This window comes from Allochromatium warmingii, assembly GCF_900107145.1.
GTDB classification, from domain to species: Bacteria; Pseudomonadota; Gammaproteobacteria; order Chromatiales; family Chromatiaceae; genus Thermochromatium; species Thermochromatium warmingii.
In genome coordinates, this window is the sequence record NZ_FNOW01000018.1 from 21,224 (window position 1) to 42,932 (window position 21,709).

24 protein-coding genes and 1 pseudogene are annotated in these 21,709 nt (G+C 55.1%); 7 read left to right on the forward strand and 18 right to left on the reverse strand.

What is annotated here, in order from left to right:
• Positions 1-64 precede the first annotated feature (64 nt).
• The 3 genes from BLW10_RS07110 to BLW10_RS07120 are packed head-to-tail and all read right to left on the reverse strand — an operon-like array spanning position 65 to position 5,473.
• Complete coding sequence (locus tag BLW10_RS07110; protein ID WP_091333447.1) at positions 65-3,538, reverse strand: response regulator; 3,474 nt, start codon at positions 3,536-3,538, stop codon at positions 65-67.
• Positions 3,535-3,999: a response regulator gene (locus BLW10_RS07115; RefSeq protein WP_425425890.1), complete on the reverse strand. Its 465-nt coding sequence runs from the start codon at positions 3,997-3,999 to the stop codon at positions 3,535-3,537. Before BLW10_RS07115 ends, BLW10_RS07110 begins: the two co-directional genes overlap by 4 nt.
• Positions 3,983-5,473, reverse strand: a complete 1,491-nt coding sequence (locus BLW10_RS07120) for a sensor histidine kinase (protein WP_091333452.1) — start codon at positions 5,471-5,473, stop codon at positions 3,983-3,985. The genes BLW10_RS07115 and BLW10_RS07120 overlap by 17 nt, the downstream gene beginning before the upstream one ends.
• 242 nt (positions 5,474-5,715) lie before the next feature.
• Between BLW10_RS07120 and BLW10_RS07125 the strand changes: the two genes are divergently transcribed.
• Both BLW10_RS07125 and BLW10_RS14245 read left to right on the forward strand, forming a co-directional pair.
• Positions 5,716-5,988 carry a type II toxin-antitoxin system Phd/YefM family antitoxin gene (locus BLW10_RS07125; protein WP_091333498.1) on the forward strand — a complete coding sequence of 91 codons (273 nt, stop codon included), beginning with the start codon at positions 5,716-5,718 and terminating at the stop codon, positions 5,986-5,988.
• Positions 5,969-6,162, forward strand: a pseudogene (locus tag BLW10_RS14245) (hypothetical protein). Before BLW10_RS07125 ends, BLW10_RS14245 begins: the two are co-directional and overlap by 20 nt.
• A 51-nt stretch (positions 6,163-6,213) precedes the next feature.
• Here the strand turns inward: BLW10_RS14245 and BLW10_RS07135 are convergent.
• A complete protein-coding gene (locus BLW10_RS07135) occupies positions 6,214-7,476 on the reverse strand; it encodes an ATP-binding protein (RefSeq protein WP_091333454.1) in 1,263 nt (420 codons plus the stop codon).
• Between the two features lie 319 nt (positions 7,477-7,795).
• Complete coding sequence (locus BLW10_RS13760) at positions 7,796-8,650, reverse strand: DUF6997 domain-containing protein (RefSeq protein WP_143117029.1); 855 nt, start codon at positions 8,648-8,650, stop codon at positions 7,796-7,798.
• Between the two features lie 145 nt (positions 8,651-8,795).
• On the opposite strand from BLW10_RS13760, the gene BLW10_RS13985 reads away from it, so the two are divergent.
• The 4 genes from BLW10_RS13985 (at position 8,796) to BLW10_RS07155 (ending at position 11,378) form a co-directional block, all read left to right on the forward strand.
• Entirely contained in the window at positions 8,796-8,948 is a 153-nt protein-coding gene (locus tag BLW10_RS13985; protein WP_177169012.1) for a hypothetical protein, read from the forward strand.
• Between the two features lie 170 nt (positions 8,949-9,118).
• Entirely contained in the window at positions 9,119-9,988 is an 870-nt protein-coding gene (locus BLW10_RS07145; RefSeq protein WP_177169013.1) for a RepB family plasmid replication initiator protein, read from the forward strand.
• 11 nt (positions 9,989-9,999) lie between these two features.
• Complete coding sequence (locus tag BLW10_RS07150; protein WP_091333499.1) at positions 10,000-10,581, forward strand: class I SAM-dependent methyltransferase; 582 nt, start codon at positions 10,000-10,002, stop codon at positions 10,579-10,581.
• Between the two features lie 11 nt (positions 10,582-10,592).
• Positions 10,593-11,378 (forward strand): glutaminyl-peptide cyclotransferase, encoded by a 786-nt coding sequence (locus BLW10_RS07155; protein ID WP_091333501.1) that lies wholly within the window; start codon positions 10,593-10,595, stop codon positions 11,376-11,378.
• A gap of 14 nt (positions 11,379-11,392) precedes the next feature.
• Here BLW10_RS07155 and BLW10_RS07160 read toward each other — a convergent pair whose 3' ends face one another.
• From BLW10_RS07160 to BLW10_RS07200, 9 genes are all read right to left on the reverse strand, one after another.
• Positions 11,393-11,653 carry a type II toxin-antitoxin system RelE family toxin gene (locus BLW10_RS07160; RefSeq protein WP_091333459.1) on the reverse strand — a complete coding sequence of 87 codons (261 nt, stop codon included), beginning with the start codon at positions 11,651-11,653 and terminating at the stop codon, positions 11,393-11,395.
• A complete protein-coding gene (locus BLW10_RS07165; protein WP_091333461.1) occupies positions 11,643-11,876 on the reverse strand; it encodes a type II toxin-antitoxin system Phd/YefM family antitoxin in 234 nt (77 codons plus the stop codon). Before BLW10_RS07165 ends, BLW10_RS07160 begins: the two co-directional genes overlap by 11 nt.
• Before the next feature lie 122 nt (positions 11,877-11,998).
• Complete coding sequence (locus BLW10_RS07170; protein WP_091333463.1) at positions 11,999-12,361, reverse strand: sulfur globule family protein; 363 nt, start codon at positions 12,359-12,361, stop codon at positions 11,999-12,001.
• A gap of 227 nt (positions 12,362-12,588) precedes the next feature.
• Positions 12,589-13,551: a uracil-DNA glycosylase gene (locus BLW10_RS07175; protein ID WP_091333464.1), complete on the reverse strand. Its 963-nt coding sequence runs from the start codon at positions 13,549-13,551 to the stop codon at positions 12,589-12,591.
• Positions 13,544-15,094 (reverse strand): 2-isopropylmalate synthase, encoded by a 1,551-nt coding sequence (locus BLW10_RS07180; protein ID WP_091333466.1) that lies wholly within the window; start codon positions 15,092-15,094, stop codon positions 13,544-13,546. The genes BLW10_RS07175 and BLW10_RS07180 overlap by 8 nt, the downstream gene beginning before the upstream one ends.
• 245 nt (positions 15,095-15,339) lie before the next feature.
• Positions 15,340-15,468, reverse strand: coding sequence for a PIN domain-containing protein (locus tag BLW10_RS14420; RefSeq protein ID WP_281241128.1), 129 nt, complete (start codon positions 15,466-15,468; stop codon positions 15,340-15,342).
• Between the two features lies 1 nt (position 15,469).
• A complete protein-coding gene (locus BLW10_RS07190; protein WP_091333467.1) occupies positions 15,470-15,700 on the reverse strand; it encodes a type II toxin-antitoxin system Phd/YefM family antitoxin in 231 nt (76 codons plus the stop codon).
• Positions 15,701-15,804: 104 nt separating this feature from the next.
• Positions 15,805-16,656 (reverse strand): metal ABC transporter permease, encoded by an 852-nt coding sequence (locus tag BLW10_RS07195; protein ID WP_091333469.1) that lies wholly within the window; start codon positions 16,654-16,656, stop codon positions 15,805-15,807.
• Positions 16,649-17,404 carry a metal ABC transporter ATP-binding protein gene (locus BLW10_RS07200; protein WP_091333471.1) on the reverse strand — a complete coding sequence of 252 codons (756 nt, stop codon included), beginning with the start codon at positions 17,402-17,404 and terminating at the stop codon, positions 16,649-16,651. Before BLW10_RS07200 ends, BLW10_RS07195 begins: the two co-directional genes overlap by 8 nt.
• A gap of 198 nt (positions 17,405-17,602) precedes the next feature.
• Between BLW10_RS07200 and BLW10_RS07205 the strand changes: the two genes are divergently transcribed.
• A complete protein-coding gene (locus BLW10_RS07205; RefSeq protein ID WP_091333473.1) occupies positions 17,603-18,298 on the forward strand; it encodes a hypothetical protein in 696 nt (231 codons plus the stop codon).
• 24 nt (positions 18,299-18,322) lie between these two features.
• On the opposite strand, the gene BLW10_RS07210 is transcribed toward BLW10_RS07205, so the two are convergent.
• From BLW10_RS07210 to rsxA, 4 genes are all read right to left on the reverse strand, one after another.
• Entirely contained in the window at positions 18,323-18,793 is a 471-nt protein-coding gene (locus BLW10_RS07210; protein WP_091333474.1) for a GNAT family N-acetyltransferase, read from the reverse strand.
• A gap of 18 nt (positions 18,794-18,811) precedes the next feature.
• Complete coding sequence (gene rsxC / locus BLW10_RS07215; protein ID WP_091333476.1) at positions 18,812-20,401, reverse strand: electron transport complex subunit RsxC; 1,590 nt, start codon at positions 20,399-20,401, stop codon at positions 18,812-18,814.
• A 26-nt stretch (positions 20,402-20,427) separates the two neighbouring features.
• A complete protein-coding gene (gene rsxB, locus BLW10_RS07220) occupies positions 20,428-21,000 on the reverse strand; it encodes an electron transport complex subunit RsxB (protein ID WP_091333478.1) in 573 nt (190 codons plus the stop codon).
• 72 nt (positions 21,001-21,072) lie between these two features.
• Positions 21,073-21,654, reverse strand: coding sequence for an electron transport complex subunit RsxA (gene rsxA / locus BLW10_RS07225; protein WP_091333479.1), 582 nt, complete (start codon positions 21,652-21,654; stop codon positions 21,073-21,075).
• Between the last annotated feature and the right edge of the window lie 55 nt (positions 21,655-21,709).

A 21,709-nucleotide genomic window follows, 5' to 3' on the forward strand; every position in this document is an offset into this window, starting at 1 on the left:
GCTTCGTGACCAGAAAAATCAGAACAGACTTTTAATTCAGCGCCGCCCAAAACAAACCAGCAGCCTATTTCTGTTGACGCAGCCCCCGCAACACCTCCCGTGCTGCCTGATAATCAAACTGCTTGATTTCCGCCTCTAGGCGATTGACTTGCGCCCCAAAGTTCTGCTGTAACAGTGCTTGATGCGCGGCAAAAAAGCGATTGGATTCCGTATCATCGGCGGCAAGCAAGGTAGCAAGCTGATCGAGAATCGCCGTCACATCCGCCGCCGTCAGAGATGACGCGGGCATCGCGCAGGTGCTAGAAACTGCTGCCGGGGTGCGCAGCCAATGACTGGCGTTGATTTCCGTCAACAGACCATCGAGCGCCTCGGCCAGCTCCAGTGCCAAACGCGGGGCGGCGAGATCGAGCGCCCGAGCGCAGGTCTCGGTTTCAGTGGCTAATTGATGCAGCCGATTTGCAAACAAATTGCCCGCCGTGCCTTTGAGCCGATGCGCGATAAACACCAAACGATCACGGTCGCCCTGTTGTGCCGTCTCGCGCAACATGGCGACTTGATCCTGATTAGATTCAAGCACCGCCTGCAACAGTCGCGGAATGAAATCCGGATTATGCGCATAGCGTGCTTCAAGCGCCTGCCAATCGATCCCAGTCGTCGGCGTCGGCGTTGCGGCGGCTATCGGCGCGTCCGTTACGGCTGCATCTGGCAGCGCAACAGCCGCGACAACGGCGGTGCTGGGAGCGGTCGTCGGGCAAGCGTGGCGCACGATCATTGCGATTAACGCCTCGACCTCGACCGGCTTGGCGATGTGATCGACCATTCCCGCTTGCAAACACAGATGACGCTCGGTGTTGAGCGCGTGCGCAGTCAGCCCCACAACCGGCAAGCGCGGGGCAAATTGATGAATACGCTGCGTGGCTTCCAGCCCATCCATCACCGGCATTTGAATATCCATCAGCACCAGATCAAAGGCCGTCGGCCCCTCGCGCTCAACGCACTCAACCGCTTGGCGACCATCTTCGACCAACGTCAAATCTGCGCCCTCGGTGCCGAGCATTTCTGCAAGCACCAGCCGATTAGCGAGATTATCTTCCGCTGCCAATAGCCGCACTCCACGCAGTCGCGCCCCGACCGGCGCACAGGGTTCGACCGGACAGGATTCGGCAGCGAGTCGCCTCGGGCCAATCACGCCCTGTGGTTCAATCAGCGGCAAGCGGGCTTCAAAGCGCGTGCCTTCACCAAAGCGGCTCCAAGCGTGAATTTCGCCGCCCATCAATTCAACCAGCCGTTTGCTGATCGCTAATCCCAGACCACTGCCCCCATACCGGCGCGTGATAGAACCGTCGGCCTGCTCAAAAGGGCGGAATAAATTAGCGAGATAATCTTCGCGCATTCCGATGCCGGTATCTGTGACGCTAAAACTAATCCAGCCATCTTCGCGCTGAATGCTCAAGGTCACAGCGCCTTGATTGGTGAATTTGATCGCATTCGACAATAAATTCGCCAAGACCTGCGACAGCCGTAAATCATCACCTAAAAACGATGCGGGCAATTCTGGCCCTTCATCGACATGGAAGTGCAAGCCCTTTTCGGTTGCTCGCGTGCTGAATAAATCGACTGAGCGTTCAATCAGGGCGCGTAAATCGACTGCGGTATGAGTGATATCGAGCTTATCGGCTTCGATTTTTGAGAAATCGAGAATATCATTGATAATCCCGAGCAATAATTGACCGGAATCGAGAATGCGCTGAAAAAAGGCGCGAATTTTCGCAGGATCGGTTTCGCGCACGCCGATTTGCGCAAATCCGAGCACAGCATTGAGCGGGGTGCGAATTTCATGGCTCATATTGGCTAAAAATTCGCTTTTGAGCCGCGCCAAGCGTTCGGCTTCGACTAACGCTGCTTCGCGAGCAGCTTCGGCCTGTTTTTGGGTCGAGCTGTCGATAAAGCTGACCACCGCGCCGACAATCTCGCCTTCGCGCCGGATCGGGTGCGATGAATACGAGACCGGCAGCGCGGTGCCATCGGCACGCCAGAATAGTTCATCATCGCCGCGCCGGATTTCATCTTGCGTGAGCGTTTTATTGAGCGGGCAGTCTTCCATTAAATAAGGACGCCCATCGGCGTGCTGATAATGAATCAGCTCGTGAATGGAACGCCCTAAGAGTTGTTCGGGGCGATAACCGAGCATCGCGCACGCCGCTGGATTAACAAAGGTTGTATGACCCTGAATATCGACGCCATACAAACCATCGGCGCTCGATTCGAGCAATAAGCGGCTGTGTTCTTCAGCCAAGCGCAATTCATGAGTGCGCGTTTCGACCAGTTCTTCGAGATGAACGCGATAACTGTTTAATTCGGCTTCGGTGCGTTTGAGGGTGCTGATATCCAGATGGGTGCCGGCCATGCGTAGTGGCTGATAATCTGCACCCCATTCGACGACCTTGCCGCGATTGAGCACCCAAACCCAGTGCCCGTCTTGATGACGCATCCGCACTTCGCAGTCGTAGCAGGGCACTTCGCCGCGCAGATGCCGCGCCAGCCGTTCGTCACTCAGCGCCCGATCAGCGGGATGACACAGATTGCGCCAAGTCTCAATCGTCAGCGGTTCGAGTTCGGCGAGTCGATAGCCGAGAATCGCCGCCCAGCGGGCGTTGCATTGAATGCGCCCGCTGGCAAGCTGCCAATCCCACATGCCCAATTCGGCCCCTTCCAGCGCCAGCTCAAGGCGCTCGCGGCTGGCTTCGAGCGCCAGTTCGAGCGTGCGCCGTTCGGTCACATCGTCATAAACGGCGACCAGTTCACCATGCGGTAGGCGATAGATGAAGTTCTCGCGCCAGCCCTGAATGCGAGCATCTTGATAGCGATGCGGCGGCAGATGTTCAGCACGTCCCGTGCGCCACACGCGCTGAAAAACATCGAGAAAACCGCCCGCCACTACTCCGGGAAAGGCTTCGGTCAGCCGTCGTCCAAGCAGGGCACTGGCTTCCAAGCCCTCGATGTGTTCGACCGAGTGATTGAGATCGCGGATGATGAAATCGCGCCCATTTTCAATCGCTTCGTAGATGCAGACACCGCTGCGCATGTGCTCAAACAGCGCATGAAACCGCGCTTCACTTTCGCGCAATTCTTGCTCGGCACGGCGCAGTGCTTGGCGCTGACGGGCTGTTTCGAGCACCCGTTGCAACGCATCGGGCAGGCGCGTCGGGCGATCTTTGAGAATGTAATCATTCGCGCCATTGCGCAGTAGCTCGACCGCGCCCTCTTCGCCGAGCGCCCCGGTGACGAAGATAAACGGCCAATCGGGATCACGTTCGCGCACCAGCCGCAACGCGGTGAGACCATCGAAATGCGGCAAGCCAAAATCGGCCAAAATCGCTTCGGGCTGAAAGTCAGCGAGTGCCGCGAGAAAATCGGCGCGGGTTTCCACACGGCGCGATACAAAGACCATCCCCGCCCGCTGCAATAGCCGTGCATTCAGTTCAGCATCGGCGGGGTTGTCTTCGAGAAACAGCAGACGGACAGGATGTTCACTCAAGATGGACGAATCTCCGGCGGGACACGATTGACCAGCACCCAGTACAGTCCTAAATCAGCGACCGTGCGGGCAAATTCATCGAAGGCGACCGGCTTGGCGACAAAGCTATTCACGCCCAGTTCATAGGTCGCCACCACATCGCGTTCCTCACGCGACGAGGTCAGCACCACGACCGGCAGTTCACGGGTTTCGGGCTGGGCGCGAATGGCGCGGAGCACTTCGAGACCATCGACTTTCGGCAAGCGCAGATCGAGCATCACCACTCGCGGCAGCGGTTTGGGCGGATGATCGGCATAGACCCCGCGATGAAAGAGAAAATCCAGTGCCGCTGCGCCATCTTTCACCCATTCCAAACGGTTGGCCAGATTGTGCTTGCGCAGAGCACGCAAGGCCAATTCCGCATCATCGGGGTTATCTTCCACGAGCAGAATATCAACCATCGATTCAGGCGCGACCATCATAAGCGTCCTCGATTTCGGTGTGTGTGCGTGGCAGCGTGAAGCTAAAGTGTGCGCCGCCATTGACTGCGCCGCTGGCCGCGACGCTGCCGGAATGCTTTTGGACGAAGCGTTTGACAATCGCCAAGCCCACACCCGTGCCCGCGAACTCGTCCATCCCGTGCAGGCGCTGAAACAACTGAAAGAGTTTTGACGCATAGGCCGGATCAAAGCCAGCGCCATTGTCGTGTACGCTGTAGCGGATCATCTCAGCCACCGTGTGCGCATCGCTTTCAAACTGTGCCGTGACCCGAATGCAGGCCGGATCGCGGTCGCGGGTGAACTTCAGGGCATTGCCGAGGAGATTGTGCCAGATTTGGCGCAGAGCGCGGGGATCGCCCCAGCCGGGCGGCAGCGCATCACGCTGAAACTCGACCGTGCGCTGTGTCACGCCGCTGGTCAGATCGGCCCAGACGGCATCGACTAGCGCGTTCATGTCGATCAGCGTCCAATCGAGCGCCAAGCGTCCGGCCCGCGACAGCGCCAAAATATCGTCAATCAACTGTTCCATTTTTTGCGCATTGGCACTGACCACTCCGAACAGCCGCAGGGCTTCGGCATCGAGTTGCGGGGCGTAATCTTCGCGCAGAATGCCAATAAAACCGTCGATGGCGCGGAGCGGAGCGCGTAAATCGTGCGAGACCGAATAGCTGAAATTTTCCAGATCGGCAATCGCGGTTTGCAGCTCGCGGGAGTGGGCTTCGCGGGCGGCTTCGGAGGCGACCAGCCGCGCAACCATCGCGTTGAAATCGCGGGCGAGTTGGCCAAATTCATCTTCGCCGCTGAGATCGAGCGGTTGCGGCAAACCATCAGGATCCAGACGGCGCGTGCCCTGACTGAGACTGTGCAGCGCCGTGCCGAGGCGGTCGAGCAGCGGATGCGTCAGCCACAGCACGAGCACGGCGGTGAGGGCGACAAGCCAAAATTCACGCCGCCAGAGTTGGTCACTGTGTTCGACCAGCGCGAGGCGGGCGGTTTGATGCAGCGCACGGAGGCGGCTGTCGAGGGCGTCGAGTTCGCTGCTGAGATTCTGCGCCACCGTGTTGATGTGCGGCACGGCGCTCCACTGCAATGCCGGAACCGTCAGGCCGTCGAGCATTTCGTAGTGAATCCGCGCCAAGAGCAAGCGCCGCTCCAGCTCGCGCACGGTTGCACCGACGCGGGGTTCATCGCGCCAGCCAGCCAGCCTTATGACGCCGAGATTGACGACTTCGAGCGCGTCATAGCCGTCATAACGAATGGCGTTCTCGCGGGTGGCGAAAATGCGTTGACTGATGTCGCGCACGTCGCGCACGGCTTCGCGCATCGCTTCGGTTTGAAGCGCCAACTGACTGAGGGCGTTGAGGCGATCTTGTCCGCGATAGATGGTGACGCCGAAGAGGATGGCGACCAATAGCGGTAGCAGCCCAATGAGCTTGAGTTTGGTTTGAATGCTCATCTGCCGTGCGCCTCGCTGGTGGCTGGGGAGGAGTCCCCCGCCTAGCTTAACGGGCGTTGGGCAACAAAACTGCGACTGAGTTGGCGAATTTGTGGGGGGGAAAATGAGCGTGATGCAATATTGACAGCATTATTTGGAGAATGTGATGATTTCATCATGCCAGCAATTGAGTCAATGCCACTTTTATTTTTCGCGTGATAAAGCTTTCGCTTTATGGCCAAAAAAACATGAGGTACCGGATCATGGAAACCACGACTGTTAATACATTCCAAAACAATCTAAAAAGCTTTGTTGAACAGGTTGTTAATCAACACATTCCGCTGCGCGTCATCCGCCGTACTGGTTCGGATTTTGTGGTAATGAGCGCCGAGGACTGGGAGCGCGACCAAGAAACCTTGTATGTGCTGCAAAATACTAGCTTGATGCGCCAGATCGCTGATTCCAGTGTGACTCATAACACTGGTACTGGATATAGCCCAACCACAGAGCAGTTAAATGCGATCACTCGTATTTGAAGGAAAAACATGGGAGGTGTATGAGCATCTACGCCAATGCGACAAACGGATGCACAAGAATCTGTGCGCTATTTTGAAAGAACTAGCGAAAAAGATCGTATTGTGTATAAATTTGATAGCACGTACATCTATATTTTTGCCATAGGCGGCCATTACGATTCTTCTGAGTCTTAATTCTCTCGTGACGAAGTTTTAGCTTCGTCACAAAATTCATGTTTACAACAGTTAAAACGCTTTAACTTCCAAGCTACGTTGTTCATGCACGGTTAAACAATGGCCAGCAGCTAAAGCAGAAAAATTAACCCGTGATCGAAACATGCTTTGAAGTACGCGAGTACTTTGCGCATTTGTCTTAAAACAAACAGGTAAACCGATATTTTCTAAATAATCATCTGCTGCGCCGTCGTAATCATCTGGAGATTGCGATGCCAGCATGACCATCAATCCTTTTGCGCGATGTAAGCGGATATTGTCAGAAAGAGCCGGATGTTGCGCGGAAAGCACCGGACGCGCTTCATCAATTGCTAAAATCAATCTCAGCGCACGATGTCCCGCTTCATCGCGTGCTGCTTCGCCAGAATTACGAAGCCAGACATTGAGTGCATCAAGCAATATAAAAGCAGCAAGATTTCGGACTGTTTCGCGTGCTGATCCAAACGTAATAATCCAACTTTGTGAAAAAAACTGCGCTGGCGACTGCTCAGGAACGAATAGCTGTCGTTCTGTTAGATCGTTCGCTGTAGCAATTATGCTATCAGTGCCTAATCCTTGTGTCTCATAATAACGTCGTAATTGTTCGCGGATTTGCTCTAGCGTAATTTGTGATGACTGCGCGAATAGCGGCTTAAGTGCAGCGCGAAAATGATCGAGTTGTTTTGCGCCGGGCTTACTTTGCATAACCCGTTTGAAAGAATCACGAAATCCCAACACTAAATCTGATGCCTGACTATCTGCGCGGTTAGAGCTATAAAACATATCAAGCGGAATCGGCATTTCTGGGACATTTAAAACTGTTGCCCCAAGATCGCGTACCAGTTCAGTGTTATTCGCTAAATCACCTTTTCCGAGATCAAGTAGAATAATCGGTGCGCCGGATTGATGATGCAATTGACGTAACGACGATAGCATCGTGCGAGTTTTACCAGATCCCGCTTGCCCCATAATAGCCATATGTGGCGCATAGCCGATGCCATTGACCAACCAGCGAAACGGATTGTTATCTTGAGTTGAAATACCGAGTTCAATATGCAGCGGACGCGCCGGGCCGACGCGAGCTACAAAAACTGAATCTTGGTTTTCTTCGTCATCAGCAATTTGCTCAGGAAGTGTAGCGCGTCGTGTGACTAAAATTTCAACGAACCGCTTATAATCTTCACCTGCTTCATCCCAATCAGATCGAAGCAATAGAATACCGCGATGCCAATGACGCCTGACCAAATCCTGTAAATCAGCGAGTTGAATATCTTGCTTTTTTCCTTCACGGATCAATTGGGTTACTAAAATCCCAATCCAAAGCGATAATTCGCGACCCTCAAATAAAATATGACCGCGAATCCCTTTACCTAAGCGATCCGGCGCATCAATTGCAATATCTTCATTGCCGAGCGAACGCCCGATAGCCAGCCGAGCAATTTGAGCGCGTGTTTCAAGACCAAGTAACGAGCGTAATTGATCTGTATCTTGCCATGCTTTCCCTGAAGTATTGGTAGTGCCCCAATCTAAAGGATTTAGGATGCTAATCCACTAGCACAATTGATCCTAAGAATCGGGGCACTACCCGTTCAGCCTTAGCAAAAATGAATCGTCATCAGCCGCACGGATTTCGTATTCGCAATCGCCGATGCCGGATCGGTTTAATGGAATGCAGGCTCGGCACTCCCGAACGACCATCATCAATTGCGCATTCGGCAATGTTAAATTCCAGTCCTTGATTTGTGTCTGTTACACGCAGATAGACGGCAAGAATTGGGATGTCGTCGGGGATGTTGGTGCGCACTGCCCAGACAGCATAGGCCAGCTTGTGTTTGGCGATGCTGTCGAAGGGGCCACGCTTGGCCTCGGTGACAATGACGTAGTTGCGGCCATTGCGCACGCCGATGCAGACGGAGTCGATCTCGACTTGACCAGCAATGTGTTCAAGGTGGTGCGGCTGGTCGGAGCCGACGGTGAAGCTGAAGCTGTAGGTGCCGGCTCCGGTAGCTGGAATCATGTGAATGCTGCTGTCATCGCAGTCGAGGGCTTCAGTCATGAGGCCGGAGGCATGGGCGAGAGTGAGCAAAGATGTTTCGGAGAGCTTTGGCAGGAGACCGAACGGGAAGAGCACGCGCATGGAGCGGTTGGGAATGAAGGTTTCAGGGGGATCTGTGAATATCTGTTCGTCGATGAGGAAGAATGGGGCGAGCGAGCATTCTTCGTGCCGGACTAGCGCGAAAGCAGTTTGGCCGCGAACTCCGTCGTTGCCGTGACCTGTGCCTAGACGCAAGATCATAGTCTCTGCTTCACGCAGCTCTTTAGAAAGCGTCCTTATGTGATCGACGGAGATGGTGCTGGCAGTATCGGCGTGCAGTCCGTTGCGGCGGCAATAAGTCCGGAATACTTCGGGGCCATAGAGCCAAAATCCGGATTTAGGTTGGTTTACAAGAGCTTGGCTGAAAGTCGGCATTCAGAATGCGATCCATAAACTAGCGCATGATTTTATTCGGCGATGAATGGCCGCGACCAATTAGTCGATGTCCCGTGCGGTGCCGCGTGTGTGTTGTCGTTATATGAAAACATAGCGGCGAATTTTAACACATCGCTACATAACCATGACCGCCAGCGATGCCACGCCGATCCTGTTCAAGCCCAACAACGCCGAATCTGTAGCACTATCCCAAATGCCCAACACGATCCGCGATGCGTGTGGATTCGTCACGCGACTTTCGTTTGCCGCCGCACGGTGTTTTAAGTTTAGCGTTTAAGAAGTTTAGGCACCGAAATAGCGTTATTTTTCAGATACTTGCGCTTGTATTGTGCTACAGATCCGGAGTCTCGTGCTACAGATCCGGCGTTTCAAAGCTACAGATCCGGCGTTTGAGAACTACAGATTCGGACTATGATGCTACATACTAAAACGCTAATTTGTAGCACTATGAAGCGCGACAAACGTTCGGCCCCAAGCTCGACGGTCGTCAAAGCCAACGATCTGATCGAAGCACGTTTCGAGATCGACTTTTCCTCGTACCGACTGATCCATGCGATTGCCACCAAGCTCAATAGCTGGCCGGATGCGCCGTCGATCACGCCTGAAACGCCATTCACGATCCACGCAGGCGAGTTTGCTCGACTGTTCGGCCTGTCGAGCAATCGCGCTTATGCGTCGCTGCAAGAAGCCGTTGATCGGCTCGCTGAACATTGGGTTGTGATCGAGCGGCCGAGTCCCGAAGCGCCCGCGACGCCCTGCACGAAAACACGTTGGGTTTCTGCCGTGTCCTATCGTGAGAACACCGGGGAAGTCGTGTTCTATTTCGCGCCGCTGATCATTCCGTATCTCACCCAGTTAGCCTTACGCTTTACGCGCTACGAACTCAGACACATTGCGCCACTGACATCGGTCTATGCGATTCGGCTCTATGAGCTGCTGGTTCAATACCGTGACATTGGTCAGCGCGAGATGCACATTGATTGGATCAAGGACTGTTTTCAGCTTGGTGAAAAATATGCGCGAGTCACCAATCTCAAGGCGCGTGTGATCGACCCGGCTGTCGAGCAACTTAATACCTATAGTGATTTGTGGGTGAAGTACGAGCAGCGGAAACGGGGGCGAAATGTCGAAGCTTTTATCTTCAGCTTCGGTTCCAAAACAGCAGACTCGTTTAAACAGGTCGATGCTTCAGACGCTTCTCGTCCGAACACACCTCAGCTTACACGCGAGTATGTGCAACAACATGCCCAGCCGGGTGAAAGTTGGGACGAAGCTTGGGAGCGTTTGCGGCGCAAACACGGGGCGGGGGGGCTTTGATCGTGGCAACGATGACCAGCGACTATTACGAAACCCACGCCGCGACCTTCTTCGCTGAGACCTGTGCTGTGGACATGGAACCGCTCTATCGGCGCTTTCTGCCCTATGTGTGCCCTGCTGGTCATCTGCTTGATGCTGGGTGTGGTTCAGGACGGGATGCACGCGCCTTCCGCGAACGCGGCTACACCGTGACCGCCTGTGATGCCTCGCCGACCCTTGCTGCACTCGCCGCGACCTACATCGGCATTCCTGTTGCCGTGTGTCGCCTTCAGGATGTCGCTTGGTCTGAGACCTTTGACGGGATCTGGGCCTGTGCCAGTCTGTTGCATGTCCCACAGCTTGAACTTGCGGCGGTGATGCAGCGATTAGCCCGTGCGCTCAAACCTGCTGGTGTGCTCTATGTCTCGTTCAAATACGGTGTCGGAGAACGCGAACAAAACGGGCGGCGCTTCACCGACCTTGATGAAGCTGGACTGACCGCGCTGGTCGATAGGATCACAGGACTAGAGCTTCAGGAGATCTGGATCACGGCTGACCGCAGACCGGAGCGAGCATCTGAGCAGTGGCTGAATGCGCGGCTCTATCAGTGTTGAGTTTTTTCACCATGCCGCTATTTTCTCACGCGCATCTGCTGTTATTTCTGCTGATCTTAATTGCGAATCATGCCCAAGCAGATTTAATCCCCGACTCAATCCCGCGCATTACCTATCGTGTCCTGGCCAGCTATCCGCATGATCCCCAAGCATTTACACAGGGATTAGTTTTAATCAATGGTCAGCTTTATGAAAGCACCGGCCAATATGGACGCTCGACAGTTCGGCGCGTTCATCTTCAAAGCGGACAGATCGAACAATCTATTCCACTCGCTGCCAAGCTATTCGGTGAGGGACTGATATTTTGGCGCGGACGCTTAATTCAACTGACCTGGCGCGAACGACTTGGAATCATTTATAACGCCCAGACATTCGAGCAATTAGCAACCTTTAGCTATCAGGGCGAAGGCTGGGGATTGACGCACGATGAACAGCACTGGATTCTAAGTGATGGCACGGATCAATTACGCTTTCTCGATCCCGAAACGCAGCGCGTCGTGCGACGTTTATCCATTCACGCAGATTCGCGCCCGATGCGTTGGCTTAATGAATTGGAATATATCAAGGGCGCAATTTGGGCGAATGTGTGGCGGAGCGATGACATATTGCGTATTGCGCCGGACACTGGGGCAGTGACGGGTGTGCTAAATGTAGCGGCGCTTTATCCGCTCAATCAGCGCACAAGTGCAGAAGCGGTCTTAAATGGCATTGCTTATGATGCAGCGAGCGGACAGGTATTGATTACAGGTAAATACTGGCCTCGGTTGTATGCCATTGCGATTGACTCAGAGAACTGACTGACGTATCAGCGTTAGCGTTCGATAGCCATCTGATAAACCGCATGGCGCTCGCGTTTACCGATAGCCACCACGAGCACAATATAGACCAGTCGATAACCAACCGTTCGTAATTTGATTTTATAGCGGTTGCAATGCCCAGCAAGTTGAGCGGCTGGCACACGCGGATTCAGTAGGCGTTCAGCGAGTTTCTTTTTAAACTGCGTGCGTATCGTAGTATCCAGCTTGGCCCATTCTTTGAGTGCGGCGGGATGAAAGGCCAGTTCATAGCTCATCCAAAGTGACTTTAACCAGCGCCTGCCCATCGGCCAGCCGAACATCTGCCAGTGTATTCAGTTCTAGGTCTTCGTAAGCCCGCGCTGGTACACAATAAAATGCTGGCTCATTCCGGTTAAGGATGGCAACCGGATAGCCCTCACCAGCCGCTACAGTTTTTATCGGATTACGCTTCAATTCCGACACGCTGGCCGTCACGTCTGCAAGGATGCGATGCGCCATATCACAAGCTCCGTTTGAAAACAAGCAGTTAGAATAGCATTAGCGATCAGTCTACAAATAGGTCGGAAACAAAAAAGCCAGGCAGAGTGCCTGGCTTTTTCCCCCGAAACAGCCGTTAGGCTTTACTTCGACTCAGCTTGAGCCGGAGCAGCCGGAGCGACTGGTGCGCCATAGGGAGCGCCATACGGGAAGGCATAGGGAGCGCCATACGCACCATAGGGTACGCCATAGCCGCCGTAGTAGGGATAGCCGTAGCCATAGTACGGATTACCGTAACCATAGCCGCGACCGTAGCCACGACCGTAACCGCGACCGCCGCCACTCATGCTCACGTTGAAGTCGCCGTAACCGTCGCCGAAGAAGTCATCCATCATGTCGCCCATACCATAGCCGGGGCCACCCCAGCCCGGCCCCCACCAAGCCGAAGCGGTTGCGGAAACACCGAGCAGCGCAGCAATGGCGGCAGCAGTCGCAAGCTTTTTCATAACAATCTCTCCAAATCAGTTTGTCGTTGGCAGTTAGAGTGGTCAGCACTGCATCGACCACAGAAATGAGTATATAAGAAAATAATTAAATATGAAATTTCATTTAACGATTGATCATGCGACTTCCATCGGCGGCATAGATCAATCTGGTGTCGATGCAGCGAGCGACAGCGGCGCAACATGCCGCTGTGCGGTTTTTTGAGTGTGAAGCGCGGGCGAGCGGCCAGTTAGAGGGTGAGCAATCGCCGCTTGACCTCGGTGAGATCGGCCCAGGCTTTATCTTTATGTTCCGGCGAGCGCAGAAGATAGGCGGGATGATAGGTTACGCGCAGTGGAATATGCGTCGGGCCATAGTCAAACCAGCGTCCGCGCAACTGACCGACGGGCGTTGCGGTTTGGAGTAGATGGTGCGCTGAGATGCGCCCGACTGAGAGGATGATCTTGGGTTCGATCAAGGCCATCTGCCGCTGTAAATACCCCTGACAGGCCAGCGCCTCGTCGGGTTGGGGATCGCGGTTGCCGGGCGGTCGGCATTTGAGCACATTGGCGATGTAGACCTGTTCGCGGCTCAAGCCAATCGCGGCCAACATGCGCGTGAGCAATTGTCCAGCACGACCGACGAAGGGTTCGCCCTGGGCGTCCTCATCAACGCCCGGCGCTTCGCCGACGATCAGCAAACTAGCGCGACGGTCGCCGGTGCCGAATACGGTTTTGGTGCGTGTTTCCCAGAGGCGACAGGTGCGACAGTCGCGCACGGCTGCTTCCAGCGCGGGCCAGTCCATTTGCGTAATCGGATCGACAGCCTCGGCTGCAAGCACGGGCGGTTCGTCTAAGACTTCCCAATCTGCTAACGGCTCCAATGCCGCATCCGCTGCGAACGCTTCGGCCCAGTCATCGGCAGCGTTCCACGGCCCCGGGTCGATCTCGGGTGCTGTCTCCGCGACGGTGATCGCGGGAGCCGAAATCGGAGCCGAAGCTGGCGCTAGATCCGCCTGCACAGTGCTGGCGTGGATCGGTGGTTCTGGTTCGGCGGTAGCACGAGCGGTGTCAGGCTCAGGCGCGGCGCTGACATCGGCGCTCGGCAGCGGTGCCCGCGACTCCCAGACGCGCACGCCCAGTGCCTCCAAATAGGCCAGCCGCCGCGCTTCATCCAGCGGCTGGCGCTCTCCGGTCAAGTGCGCCTCAGACATCAGCCGCCTGCGGATGGGCGCGTTCAGCCGGATGAAGGATTTTGTTGCAGGCGTTGATATAGGCCTTCGCCGAGGCGACCAAAATATCCGTATCCGCACCCTGACCGTTGACGATGCGCCCGCCTTTTTCCAGCCGTACCGTGACCTCGCCCTGCGCATCAGTGCCGCTGGTGATGGCGTTGACCGAGTAAAGCTTGAGCGTTGCGCCGGTTTGCACCAAGCTTTCAATCGCCTTAAAGGTCGCATCCACTGGGCCGCCGCCGCTGGCCGTGCCCGCGCATTCTTCGCCGTCGAGCGCCAGCACCAATGCCGCGCTTGGCGTTTCGCCGGTCTCCGAACACACGCGCATCGAAACCAATTTGACGCGCTCATTCGCCGTTTCCAGCGTGGTTTCAGTCACCAATGCCTGCAAATCTTCATCGAAGATTTCATGTTTTTTATCGGCGAGATCCTTAAAACGCGCAAAAGCGGCGTTCAAATCTTCTTCGGAATTAAGCACCACGCCCAATTCCTGCAATCGCGCCCGAAATGCATTGCGCCCTGAATGCTTGCCGAGCACCATGCGGTTTTCACTCCAGCCGACATCTTGCGCCCGCATGATTTCATAGGTTTCACGGTGCTTGAGTACGCCGTCTTGATGAATACCGGATTCATGCGCAAACGCATTAGCTCCGACCACAGCTTTGTTCGGCTGCACTGCAAAGCCGGTAATTCCCGAAACCAAGCGCGAGCAATTCATAATCTGCGTGGTATCAAGCCGCGTGTCGCAATCAAATAAATCTTGACGGGTGCGCACCGTCATGACGATTTCTTCTAGCGCCGCATTACCCGCTCGCTCGCCGAGACCATTGATCGTGCATTCGACCTGCCGCGCTCCATTGCGCACTGCTGCGAGTGAATTAGCGACCGCCAAGCCTAAATCATTATGACAATGGACAGAAAATACCGCTTGATCGGCATTTGGAATGCGCGTGCGTAAGGTAGCAATCAGCGAGCCGAATTGATCGGGAATATTATAGCCGACGGTATCGGGGATATTCACCGTGCGTGCGCCAGCCGCAATCACCGCCTCCAGCACGCGGCAGAGAAAATCCACTTCTGAGCGTCCGGCGTCTTCGGGTGAAAATTCGACATCATCAGTATATTGCCGTGCGCGTTTAACCGCATGAACGGCTTGCTTTAATACCTCGTCGGGTTGCATTCGCAACTTCTTTTCCATATGAATCGGCGAGGTGGCAATAAAGGTATGAATGCGTCCAGCATTCGCGCCCTTGAGGGCTTCGCCAGCGCGGTCGATGTCGGCATCGAGCGCCCGCGCCAATCCGCAGACACGGCTGTCTTTCACGGCTTCGGCGACGGCTTTGACCGCCTCGAAATCGCCTGGGCTGGCAATTGGAAATCCCGCCTCGATAACATCGACGCGCAGTTTTTCGAGCGCCTTAGCAATGCGGACTTTTTCATCGCGGGTCATGGATGCGCCTGGGCTTTGCTCGCCGTCGCGCAAGGTGGTGTCGAAAATAATCAAATGGTCTTTGGCGCTCATGGTATCGGTCTGCTCAACAGCGTGGGTTCTAAAGTTGATTGTGGTGTGACAATACACTTGGGTCAACGTTCGGCACGTAACCAGTTTTCTACGCGCAGTCCAGGAACGCGCTTAAATTCGTTTTCATTGTCTGTTGCATAGTGCGTACTCACCTTTGCAGCCAGCGGTACTAATTCCAAGTGCGCGATCACGCTTTGTAAGCGTTCAGAATTTTTAATTGGTGCGTTGCTTTTAGCGACACCGACTTACAATTCGCCAAGCACAATCGGTGATAAAATCAGAGCATTGAGCGGTGTTTGCGACAAGCGTTGACGAACGGGAATAGCTCCCTTAATCGCCGCAATAAACACATTGGTATCAAGCAAATAACGCACCCTAAAGTGGCTCCACAGGTTCAGGACGGACATCGGTAGGCGCTATAAAATCAATCGATTCGCCATCATTCCACAGTTGCGCAAACGCCTCTGCCGCCATTATGGGCGTATCGGGTACCAGTCGCGCAATAACTTGATTGCGTCGCATAATTAACACTGTCTCACCAGCTTCGACGGCTGCTAATAACCCAGAAAAATGGGCTTTGGCTTCAGTAATTTGTACACTTCGCATCACAGTTCCGTCATGGCATGACTAGATAGTCAGAAAGAATAGGGCGCAGGTTGCATCAAAACAAGCAAGCGCCGTCAATTCTGTTTTGACATGCACGCAGTATCTTAGGATTGTGTGGTCGCCTGACGCCACGCCCGCCGTCGCTGAAGCTGACGACTGACCACGGCTGACACTAGGTAGACGCCACCTGCCAGCAAGATCATCGTCGGCCCGGCGGGGAGATCCGGCCCAAACGAAAGGGCCAGACCCAGCGTCGTAAAGAGCGCACCGAGTCCAGTCGCCACCACCATCATCGCCGCCAGCGAATGCACATATTGTCCAGCAATCGCCGCCGGCAGCGTCAGCAGCGCAATGACCAAAATCAGCCCGACGACTTGAATCAAGAGCACCACAGTCACGGCGACTAAACACAATAGCAGCAAATAAAACAGCGCCACCGGCACGCCGCGCAGTCGGGCAAATTCTTCATCAAAGGTGACAGCAAGAAATTGCCGATAACCAAGCGCCACCGCGACGATCAGCACCACATCCAGCCCCGCCATCCACCACAGTTCGTGCGTCGGTACCAGCAAAATGTTGCCAAATAACACGCTCATCAGATCCGAGGTATAGCCGGGCGTTTTGGCAATAAACAGCACGCCAATCGCCATGCCAATCGCCCACAATGCCCCGATGAGCGTGTCTTCTTGGGTTTTCCAGCTCAAGCGTACCGCGCCGATTAGCAAGGCCGCGACTATCGCAGAGAGCAGTGCGCCAACAAAGGGGTCAAAGCCAAAATAGAGCGCCGCGCCCATACCGCCGAGCACAGAATGTGCGATTCCACCGGCCATAAACGCAATGCGCTTGACGACAACAAAGGTGCCGATCACGCCACAACCGACGCTGGCCAGCAGTCCGGCGAGCAGGGCGCTTTGCAAAAATCCATAGGTTACGAGTGCCGTGAAAAATTCAGCCATGCTGGTGCTCGACTTGGCGGATATGGCCGCCGTAGAGATGCTGAATGGTGTCGTCGCTGACGGCGCTGGTGTTATGACAGGTCAGGGTGCGATTAAGACAGGCCACGCGGCTGACATATTCGGAGATAAAGGCGATATCGTGCGACACCAGCAGGATCGTCAGCCGCTGGTTGAGTTCGGCGAGCAGATCGAAGATGTCACTTTCGGCGCGTTGATCGATATTGGCCGTCGGCTCATCGAGAATCAGAATCTGCGGTTCAGCGACCAGCGCCCGCGCCAGCAGTACGCGCTGCAACTGGCCGCCTGAAAGCTGACCGATGGGCCGCCGCGCTAAATCTGCCGCCTCAACCTCAGCGAGTGCCTGCCGCGCCGCTGCCCGATCAGCGCGACTCGACCAGCCCAGCGCCCAGCGTGAACCGCGCCCGATGCGGCCCATTGTGACCACTTCTTCAACACAGATCGGGAAATCCCGCGCAAAACTTGGAAACTGCGGCACATAACCGATAGCGCGAGCGGCGGTGCGTGGTGGACGACCGAGGACGTGAATTTGCCCAGCTTGTGGTTCAAGCAAGCCTAAAATCAGCTTAAGCAGCGTACTTTTGCCGCCGGCATTGGGGCCGACCAGTCCGACAAATTCCCCGGCGACGATGCTCAAGTTAATACGTTCGAGCACCAGCGTTTCGCCATAGGAAAAGCTGACAGCGTCCACGCGGATCACGGGCGAGTCGGGCGACAGTGTGCGCGGCATGGGATTGGGTCGAAGGTGGAGAAATGAAGTAAGACAGACATTACAGTATAGCGAGCTAGATGCCGTGCCGCCGTATTGGGCGACACGCTCCCGATACAATCAGCTTGTGAACCGGCCGCATTGTGACCAGCACACCCAAAAACGCTTCGGGTATCATGTCGCGCCAACTTCTTGACCTTGACGCGGATGTAACGCCTGATGACGCTCGACCCACCATTTTTGACCCAGCTTTACTGGGCGGCCGGATTAAGCCTCTATGTGCTGGCCGTGCTCAGGCTCACCCGCCTGCCCTATCAAGCGATGGTGCGGCGCGGCATGGAGCCGATCCGCGCTGTGTATTACAACCGCAAAATCGTTCATATGCTTGCCGGTGGTGTCGGCTCAATCGCCGTGCCATTGGTGTTTGTTGATCCCTGGTTTCCGCTGATCTGCGGCCTGCTGCTGACACTGCTGACCAATTTCACCCATGTAACTGGATTGCGATTTTATTGGTTCCAGACTGACGAAAATCGCAACGATGTGAAATTCGCGCTCATGTGGTCGCTGTCGATTGCTGGGCTATGGTGGTTATTAAATGATCCCTGGCTGGCTATTTTGCCCGCACTTTACATGGCATTTGGCGATGGCGTGACGGGAATTGTGCGCAATGCTGTTATTCGCCAACGCTCAAAAAGTCCAATTGGCAGCGTATTTATGCTGATTGTCAGTGCGCCGCTAGGTTGGATCATTGGCAGCTTGGCGCAACCGGCTATTCCGGTGTGGGGCGTGATTTCAGCAATCATAGCGACGATTGTTGAACGCTATGAATTTGGCCCCATCGATGACAATATTTTAATTACTGTCGCCGCATCCGCAGTGCTGCTGTTTGGGGTTTATTGGGGGCCGGTGTTTTGAGGCGATAGCTCACTGTTGTGTCAGCTATGCTGACACAACAAACCGCTGCCGCACCACCGCCCCCCAATATTCATCTTGATAGACATCTTCTTCAAAAGCAGTGCCAGTCAATTCGGCAAGCGTTTTGCGCCAAAACGCTGTCGCATATTCAGCACCGCTGATTTGCTTAATCTCCCAGCATCCTGGGTAGCGCTTAAATAATTCCAGTGCAAATTGTTTGCCGAGTCCCTGTTTTCTGGCGCTTGGCACAATATAAAACTCACAAACTTCCCAAGCTTGTCCGCGATCTTTCATTTTCACGGCAGCTAAACCAAGCGGCGTGCGTTCGTCATACAGCACATAACCCAGCACATCCCCGCCAAGCTGGGTATCCAATTCAAATACGCCCTTTTCATTGGGTTGTTTTCCAGTGATCGCTGAAAACTCACCCTCATAACTCTGGCATAAGTTTAAATACACCGGCAAATTATTGCGCTCGACTGGGACAAGTTTCATTGGTCTAGCTCCGAATCCTCACGCGCCCCCATCAGTGAGTTTACGCGCTGCTGCGCGTTGCCGTGCCGCCTCAATCAATGCGTGCTTGGAATCCTCACCGGCATCCGTTGATTTAGATGCTGTCGCTAACGTCTCTTTTTGTTTACGTAATCGCGCCTGCTTTTCCTGCTCTTGCCGTTCTAAACGCGCTTGTTTTGCGGCATGACGCGCCCGCGCCTGCTCAGATTTGCGCTTTTCTTGCTCACGCGCCCAAATCTCGGTTTTGGCATAGCGATAATATTGCACTAATGGAATATGACTCGGGCATACCTGCGCACAGCAGCCGCATTCAATACAGTCGAAAACATTGTAATCCTGCACGCGGTCGAGATCTTTAGCGCGAGCGTGCCAATATAATTGTTGTGGTAATAATTTCGCGGGGCAGACTTCAGCACAACGTCCGCAGCGAATACAGGCTAATGCGGGTTCGGGATCTGGTGCTTCTGCCGCTGAGAGCGCCAGCACGCAATTGGTTGCTTTGGTAATCGGGGTGGCGGATTCGCGCAATTCAAAGCCCATCATTGGCCCGCCACAAATGAGTTTGCGCGGTGGCTCACGATAACCGCCACACTGCGCAATTAAATGCTCAATCGGGGTGCCAATCGGGACTTCTAAATTACGCGGGCTGGTAATGGCACGTCCGGTAATGGTTATGACGCGCGTAATCAATGGTCGGCCTTCCAATACCGCATCAGCAACCGCTGCTGCGGTGCCGACGTTTTGACAAACAATGCCAATATGCGCCGGAATGCCACTGCTCGGCACTTCTTTGCCAGTTAAAATCCGAATCAATTGTTTCTCGCCGCCACTGGGATAGAGCGTCGGAATCGCAATAATATCGGTATAGCTGGCTAGATCAGTTGCGGCCAATGCCTGTTGCATGGCGGTTATTGCTTCGGGTTTATTATCCTCAATGCCAATTAAAACCGAATGCACCGCTAATAAATGATGCAGGATGCGCACGCCGTCGAGAATGCGGGTTGCTCGCTCGCGCATCAGGCGATCATCACAGGTGATATACGGCTCGCATTCGGCCCCGTTGATAATCAGCGTGTGAATAGCGCGTTCGCTGCCGGGCGTGAGTTTGACGCTGGTCGGAAACGATGCACCACCCAAGCCGACGACGCCGGCCCAGCGGATGCGCTCGCGGATCAGTGCCGGATCGAGCTGTGGATAATCAGCCAGCGGCGGCGGTAATTCGGCCCAAGTCTCCAGACCATCCGGTTCGATCAGCGCACAGGGCGCGGATAGTCCCGACGGATGCGGCACCGGATGCGGTTCCAGCGCCAGCACGCGGCCCGAGGTCGGCGCGTGAACGGGCGCACTAATCAGGCCGGTCGGCTCGGCGATCATCTGGCCCTTGCGTACGCGGTCGCCGACAGTGATCAATGGGCGACCGGGTGCGCCGATATGCTGTTGCAACGGTACCCACAGCCGGTTGGCGAGCGGTAGGCTGGCAATCGGGCTGGCATTGGCGAGTGCTTTTTCGTCCGGCAGATGAATGCCGCCGTGAAAGCGCCACAGCCGCTGCGCGGTGTTCGGGGTTGCTGATGCGACGGAAGAAGCCATGAATCCGGTACTCGTGCTGATCGTGCTTAGGCAGCATCCTGCCGGGGGACGCTCGGGCGCTCAGGTGACACGGCCTGCCGCTGCGGATACGGCCAGCGCCAGCGTTGAATCTCGGCGGGTAATGGGCGCATCTGGATGCAGCCGACCGGACAGGGCGCGACACAGAGTTCGCAGCCGGTGCATTCGCTGTTAAGAACGGCGTGTAATTGTTTCGCCGCGCCGATGATGGCATCCACCGGACAGGCTTGAATGCAGCGGGTGCAGCCGATGCAGCCTTCGGGATTGATGAAGGCGACTGAGGGAATCTTTTCTTTAATCTCCATCGCCACCGACTCGCGTCCGAGCAAATCGGCGAGGGCTAAGACCAGTGCTTCACCGCCGGGCAGACAGCGATTGATGTCGTCCTCACCTTTGGCTAGGGCTTCGGCATAGGGACGACAGCCCGGATGACCGCATTGACCGCATTGGGTTTGCGGCAAGAGCGCGTCGATTTGATCGGCGATGGGATCGCCTTCGACGCGAAAGCGAATCGCGGAATAGCCCAGCAGAATCCCAAAAAATCCCGCGAGGGCCGCAAGGGCCAAAATGGCAGCTAACATACTGGCAAACCGGTTATAGCGCGTTGATATGAAATACGATGCCGAGGCGACTGATTCAACTCAATATTCAATTCAATGCGCGACCAAACCGGCAAAGCCCATAAAAGCCAGTGACATCAGGCCGGCGGTAATCAAGGCAATCGCACTGCCCTGAAATGGCTCGGGCACATCGGCTACCGCGACGCGCTCGCGGATCGCAGCAAACAGCGCCAGCACCAGCGAAAAGCCCAGCGCCGCGCCAAAGCCATAGAGCGCCGATTCAATAAAAGTATGTGCGGCCTGTTGATTGAGCAAGGCCACGCCGAGCACAGCGCAATTGGTTGTAATCAGCGGCAAAAAGATGCCCAGCAATTGATAGAGCATCGGACTGGTTTTGCGCATCACAGTTTCGGTGAATTGCACCACAGCGGCGATCACCAAAATAAACGAGATGGTGCGCAAATAGCCGATGTCGAGCGGTTCGAGCACCCATGCGTTGACGATCCAACTGATGACAGCGGAGAGCGTCATCACAAAGGTGGTTGCCAAACCCATGCCGGTCGCGGTTTCGAGCTTCTTGGACACGCCCATAAACGGGCACAGTCCGAGGAACTTGACCAGAACGAAATTATTGACCAGCACAGTGCCGACCAAGATGAGCGCGTATTCGGTCATGCGGGGCAGAGAACTCGTGAATGCAGACGGGTGAGCGGGGCGGATACGGGCGGGC